Source organism: [Limnothrix rosea] IAM M-220 (assembly GCF_001904615.1).
GTDB lineage: Bacteria > Cyanobacteriota > Cyanobacteriia > Cyanobacteriales > MRBY01 > MRBY01.
This window is the reverse complement of the sequence record NZ_MRBY01000089.1, coordinates 1-5105: the sequence shown is the minus strand read 5'-3', so window position 1 is coordinate 5105 and position 5105 is coordinate 1. Positions and strand designations below refer to the sequence as shown.

Sequence of the window (5105 nt, the reverse complement as noted above, 5' to 3'; positions counted from 1 at the left end):
GACGCGGTGAATGGGAGAGCGAGGGATAGGGAGATGTTTCTATGCAAACAATCCTACTAGCTTTCAAAAAATGCAAATTTTCGTGGCTTCCCCGTGTCTTTCCCTCTGCGTGTCTCTTTTTCTCTAGAGAATTTTGGCTACATGCTTATCCATAACTGACGTTAAGTACTAGCCTGAATGCCTCCGAGCAACGGGAGATGTAGGGAGAGGGAGAAACGGAGAATCGATCGAATTTCACATTTTTTGATACCTATGGTTGTTTGTGGGCATACAAAATCTCCCCTCACTCACTTTCCCCTTCGCCGCATCGTCATTCCGAACCTTGCTTAAACCGAACTCAGGTTAACTTTGATGGCCTTGGCCATAGTACACAAACCTTGGGGTTCAAACGGTTTTGTTTACTTCACTAACATTTCATAAATCCCCGACTGTCGGCGATCACCTTTTCTTTTCAACAAATCAAAAAAAATAAACCCCAACCTCTTATCGAAGTTAGGGCTTGACACAAATAAGCAATCTTCTTAAGCAGGGAAAATCCGCAGACGACGATTTGGCTCCTCTCCAAAACTTGATGATTGCAAACGATAATGCTCAATCAGTTCATGTTGCATTTTTCGAATTTTGGCAGAACGGGGCAGCAATTCAACAGGTTGTCCCTGGGGAATGACAATTTGTTCAACGGCAAGACGAGCTTCCTCTAAGGCATCAATTTCATCATCATTATTACTCTGGGAAAAGAGACGAATATCTGTCGGCTCTTTCACATTCGGATCATCCATATTTAGCAACCGCCGCAATCCCCGCGTAATTTGAGGAATTGTGTTCGATTTCACCGCATGGATAGGCACCTGTTGATCTTGGGCAATATCGCGCAATTTTGAGTGATTTTTTAACTGCGATCGCAAGGCCAATACCGCATCAGCACTAGGTAAATCCTTAGTGAGCACAATGGGTAATCGCAAAATTTCAATGACCTGCTCTAGCTGCGATCGCCCCACACCATAGGGATAAACATACACCGGATAATCCTCGCCATTGGGGCCGGGAGTACGCACCTTTTCCGTTTGTTGGGGGTCGCGGGCAGTCCAAGATTGATCGATCAGTTGGTCGAGGGAGCCGCTACTGCGTTTTTGGTATTTTTTTTTCTTGCTGCCAAAGGGTAAAGGGGTCATTTTACCGGAGGCACGCAAACCGCGGGGACGACTAGGTTGGGATTCCGATGCCATCCGAGTTTGGGGATTCCACTCTGGGATTTCGATGGGATGCTCCATTTCCTCCGTCACTTGCACATTACCTTCATCATCGACAGTGCGAATTTCGAGGAGAGGCTGATGTCCCCGTAAAAGGGTATCAATGGTGATCGACACATCTTCATGGACAACCCATTTTTGACGTTCGAGCATTTCCACGGCCACATCAAAGGTTGGGGGCGCTTTTCTCTCTAAAACGGTCTTCTGCGATCGCCGTTTGCGGGCTTCTTCATCACCGAGGGTTACCGCCTGAATGCCACCGACAAGATCCGAAAGGGTGGGGTTTTTAATGAGGTTTTCAATACGATTACCATGGGCAGTCCCGACGAGTTGTACACCCCGTTCGGCGATCGTGCGAGCCGCTTGGGCTTCCAGTTCTGTGCCAATTTCATCGATGATAATCACCTCTGGCATATGGTTTTCCACGGCTTCGATCATCACCTTATGTTGTTGCTCTGGGCTAGCCACTTGCATCCGACGGGCACGACCGATCGCCGAGTGGGGAATATCACCATCCCCCGCAATTTCATTAGAGGTGTCAATAATCACGACACGCTTACCGACATCATCTGCAAGGACACGGGCAATTTCCCGCAGAGCAGTGGTTTTACCGACACCGGGACGACCAAGCAAGAGAATGGATTTACCGCTTTCAACCAATTCTTGGATCATCAAAATTGTGCCGAACACAGCCCGACCAATGCGGCACGTGAGACCGACAATATCGCCTTGGCGATTACGCATGGCACTAATGCGGTGCAAAGTGCGTTCAATGCCGGCACGATTATCACCGCTAAACATCCCGACACGGCTGACGGAATAATTTAGGTCATCGCGGGTGATGGGCGTTTCGCCTAAATCTTCGGTGCCTTCCACAAAGCGAGCTTCGGGGACACGGCCTAGATCCATCACTACTTCGATCAACTCATCTTTACGGGGGTGAGCGGCAAGGTGCTGATGGAGGTATTCGGGCAAAATTGTTAAAAGTTTTTCGAGGTCATCCGTGACTAGACGGCGGTGAGCAGGGATAACGGCGGACTGCTGATTTACGGTCATAGGATGGCAATGAAATTTGCTTAGGATTTTAACGGATTTACGAGATCTCTGGCATGGGAGACTGCTTGCCAAAGTCGTTTTGGGTCATGTTCTAGTCGATAGGGTCGCTCACAGTCGGGCGGTTCCAAGATCGGCTGTAGGGTTTTGCGGGCATAACTCCCAAATGCAATGCCGGAAACAAAGGGGGTTGTGGCATTGGGGCGATCGCCTTTAAAGAGATTCAGTTGCTTAAGTTTAGTAATGGTGTGGTCATTTGTCCCACCAGCAAGTTGCACATATCCTGAAATTTCCGACTGAAGTAGCTTTTGGGCAAACTGAATACTTGCGTGGATGGTTCCTTTGCCGATGTCACCACTCATAGGTCTACCATCGGTTTGCCACAATAGGGTACAGCCTAGGGGCTGAATTTCCCGATAGATTTGCTTTAGGTATGGCAAAACGTCGGGATGATCTTGACAGCTAATCGCTAATAATTTCAAGTGGTGGTGGACTGGGGCGATCGCCTGCCAAAGTCGGGTAAATGCATCAAAATGGCCGACTTGGGTATGGATTTCAAGGGCATCAATGGCAGAATTGACAATTAGTTCGGCCGTCGCATGGGGAGCTGAAACATAGCTTTGGGTGTCTATCAGACCTAAGGGACAAATCGGAATACAACGGCCACAACCATAGCAGCGATCGCTGATCACGCCTGTGTGATCAATGGCAATGGCGGGACAAATTTTTTCGCAGGGACGCGGACAATCCCGAGGACATTGGTCTGGCTCAAAGGTTGCTTTCCGAAAGTGTGGATCCTCCGCATCATTGACGCTCATCATCAATAAAGGTTGCCGCCTTTGCTCGGAGGCATCGACCGGGGCTTGGGATATCTCCGAGGCGATCGCCAAAGCTTCTTTTGCCATGGTGATTACGGCGGGATCTGCGGCCACATCGATGCAATCTGCCCCCGCCAAACTATAGACCAAAACCAGATCACGGATCGCGGGAAGATGCTGGAAACTTGCGCCACAAATGAGCTTAAACCAAGTTCCGTTGTCCAGAGACTGCAGTGGAGAATCAAATACTTTCACCTCTGTATTTTAACGCCAAAATTTAAGGCCTGTGAATGGGGCTCGTTAGTGTTGTCTTTCTATCGGCGATGCAACATTAACGCCCTCGACAATAGTAGTACAACCAAACTATTAGTGCAAATGTTCTGTAGTGCTATCAATTGTAAGGGCGCTTGTAAGTAAGAAGGGGCGATCGCCTCAGCCTATTCGCTGATACCACTGCTGTCACAACAGGCAAATCCCTAAGATTGTAGATGACATTATCGAAAGGCTAGAAACCAGACAGAGATTGAGATTTAGCGTTTTCTAGTGATGTCGGTCACTTTTTTTCAGGATTTCAGCAATGTTTTTCAAGGTGTTCTGTCAATTCTTGCGCTGACAAAGTACATCAGCAAATTGACGTAGAGTCACAGAGTTTTCCGCTGGTAAACGCGATACTGAAACCATAGAGACAGACAACACTTTCTTTTTTTTTAACGGGGTTTAAACCATGTCACTACAGGTCATCTTCGAAACCGCATTCACCCATAAAGTCGTTACTCCCGCCATGGAGGACTCTCTAAATAAGCTTCTTTGGTCTCACCAGTTTAGCTGGCAAGAGATGAAAGCATTGGAGATATTGACTGAACAGCTTGAATCCGGCGAAATCAAGGTACTTGCGGCTTAGGTTTAAACCCATTCTTTCTCACTTGAGGGACAATTTCTTTTTTAGGAGTCAAAACAATGACACCTTTTATGTTTCTTGGTTTTCGTGTTTTCTATCAGAAGAACTTCGCAGTACTCCGAAAGGGTTTGAGTCATCAATGCCGAGGGATTTTTTGTGACCGCCATCACTCAGGATCAGGACTTTATGACATTACTAAAGGTAATTTCCTCTCGGCGATCGCCTGATAAAGTTCACCACTGACACCATGTCAATATCACAGAAATCTCGTTGGCGTTAGGGGATACTAGACATATAGAGGACAGAAGAGCAACAACTTCTTTCTACTTTTTCTTTCTCTCTCTCATGTTTTTGTGCAACGATTTCTTTCTTGGGGCTAGGCGAAAACGACCTTAATTTTTCTCTGGTTTTTACGTCGCCCGCGACTTTACTCATTTCCCCACAAACTTAGACTAAAAAGCCATTTGAGTTAGATCGAGCTCTTTCGTTTGGCGATCGCCCTCATATTTCGACACAAAGAATTTTTCGACACTAAAATAATCTCACTGCGCGCGATATTTCAGATTAAACCACCACAGATTTTGACTTCGGCATCAAATTATAGGCATTTTGAGGCTTCCCGCCATGGGAGGTCTTTTTTATTTTAAGGAATGGGGGCGATCGCCACTGAATGATCGATTACGCAAGGGTTATGGGTAGCTTAATAAAAAAGTAAACAGCAAATACCTAAGTATTTTGCTCCCTTGCATAACTTGAGCGGCTGGGTAACGACAAGATCAGTAGAGGCATCAAGGATCTACCATGACCAATCACTTTTCCTTTTCCAACAAGCCAGAACCCTGTCCCCCATTTTTCCAAAGTGCCATTGTTTCAGAGGTTTTGCGGCCTCACCAAATGGGTGTCATTCATTATCGTGGCCGTTGGATCGCCGCCATGTGCCACCTCCCCATTACCCTGAAGCCCAATACTGCTGTTAGGGTGGTGCATGACTACGGTGATTATCTTAGTGTTGAACCATTTATGGACTAAGTTAACGTCAGTTATGGATAAGAATTTAGCTGATATTTCTTTAAAGAAAAGAAGACA

The 5105-nt window shown here is 46.7% G+C and carries 4 protein-coding genes; 2 read left to right on the top strand and 2 right to left on the bottom strand.

The window, feature by feature from the left end:
* Nucleotides 1-521 precede the first annotated feature (521 nt).
* The gene (locus NIES208_RS18240; protein ID WP_075894411.1) at nucleotides 522-2306 is read right to left on the bottom strand and encodes a R3H domain-containing nucleic acid-binding protein; all 1785 of its coding nucleotides are present in this window, start codon (nucleotides 2304-2306) and stop codon (nucleotides 522-524) included.
* Between the two features lie 20 nt (nucleotides 2307-2326).
* Nucleotides 2327-3376, bottom strand: a complete 1050-nt coding sequence (gene ldpA / locus NIES208_RS18235; protein ID WP_075894410.1) for a circadian clock protein LdpA — start codon at nucleotides 3374-3376, stop codon at nucleotides 2327-2329.
* Between the two features lie 469 nt (nucleotides 3377-3845).
* Here ldpA and NIES208_RS19130 point away from each other — a divergent pair, with 469 nt between their 5' ends.
* Nucleotides 3846-4022, top strand: a complete 177-nt coding sequence (locus NIES208_RS19130; RefSeq protein WP_171971809.1) for a hypothetical protein — start codon at nucleotides 3846-3848, stop codon at nucleotides 4020-4022.
* 798 nt (nucleotides 4023-4820) lie between these two features.
* Complete coding sequence (locus NIES208_RS18745) at nucleotides 4821-5048, top strand: hypothetical protein (protein ID WP_139325104.1); 228 nt, start codon at nucleotides 4821-4823, stop codon at nucleotides 5046-5048.
* Nucleotides 5049-5105: the final 57 nt, after the last annotated feature.

Coding starts and splice junctions, on each gene's coding strand:
- NIES208_RS19130 (WP_171971809.1), top strand. CDS start 3,846: ATGTCACTACAGGTCATCTTCGAAACCGCATTCACCCATAAAGTCGTT.
- NIES208_RS18240 (WP_075894411.1), bottom strand. CDS start 2,306: ATGACCGTAAATCAGCAGTCCGCCGTTATCCCTGCTCACCGCCGTCTA.
- NIES208_RS18745 (WP_139325104.1), top strand. CDS start 4,821: ATGACCAATCACTTTTCCTTTTCCAACAAGCCAGAACCCTGTCCCCCA.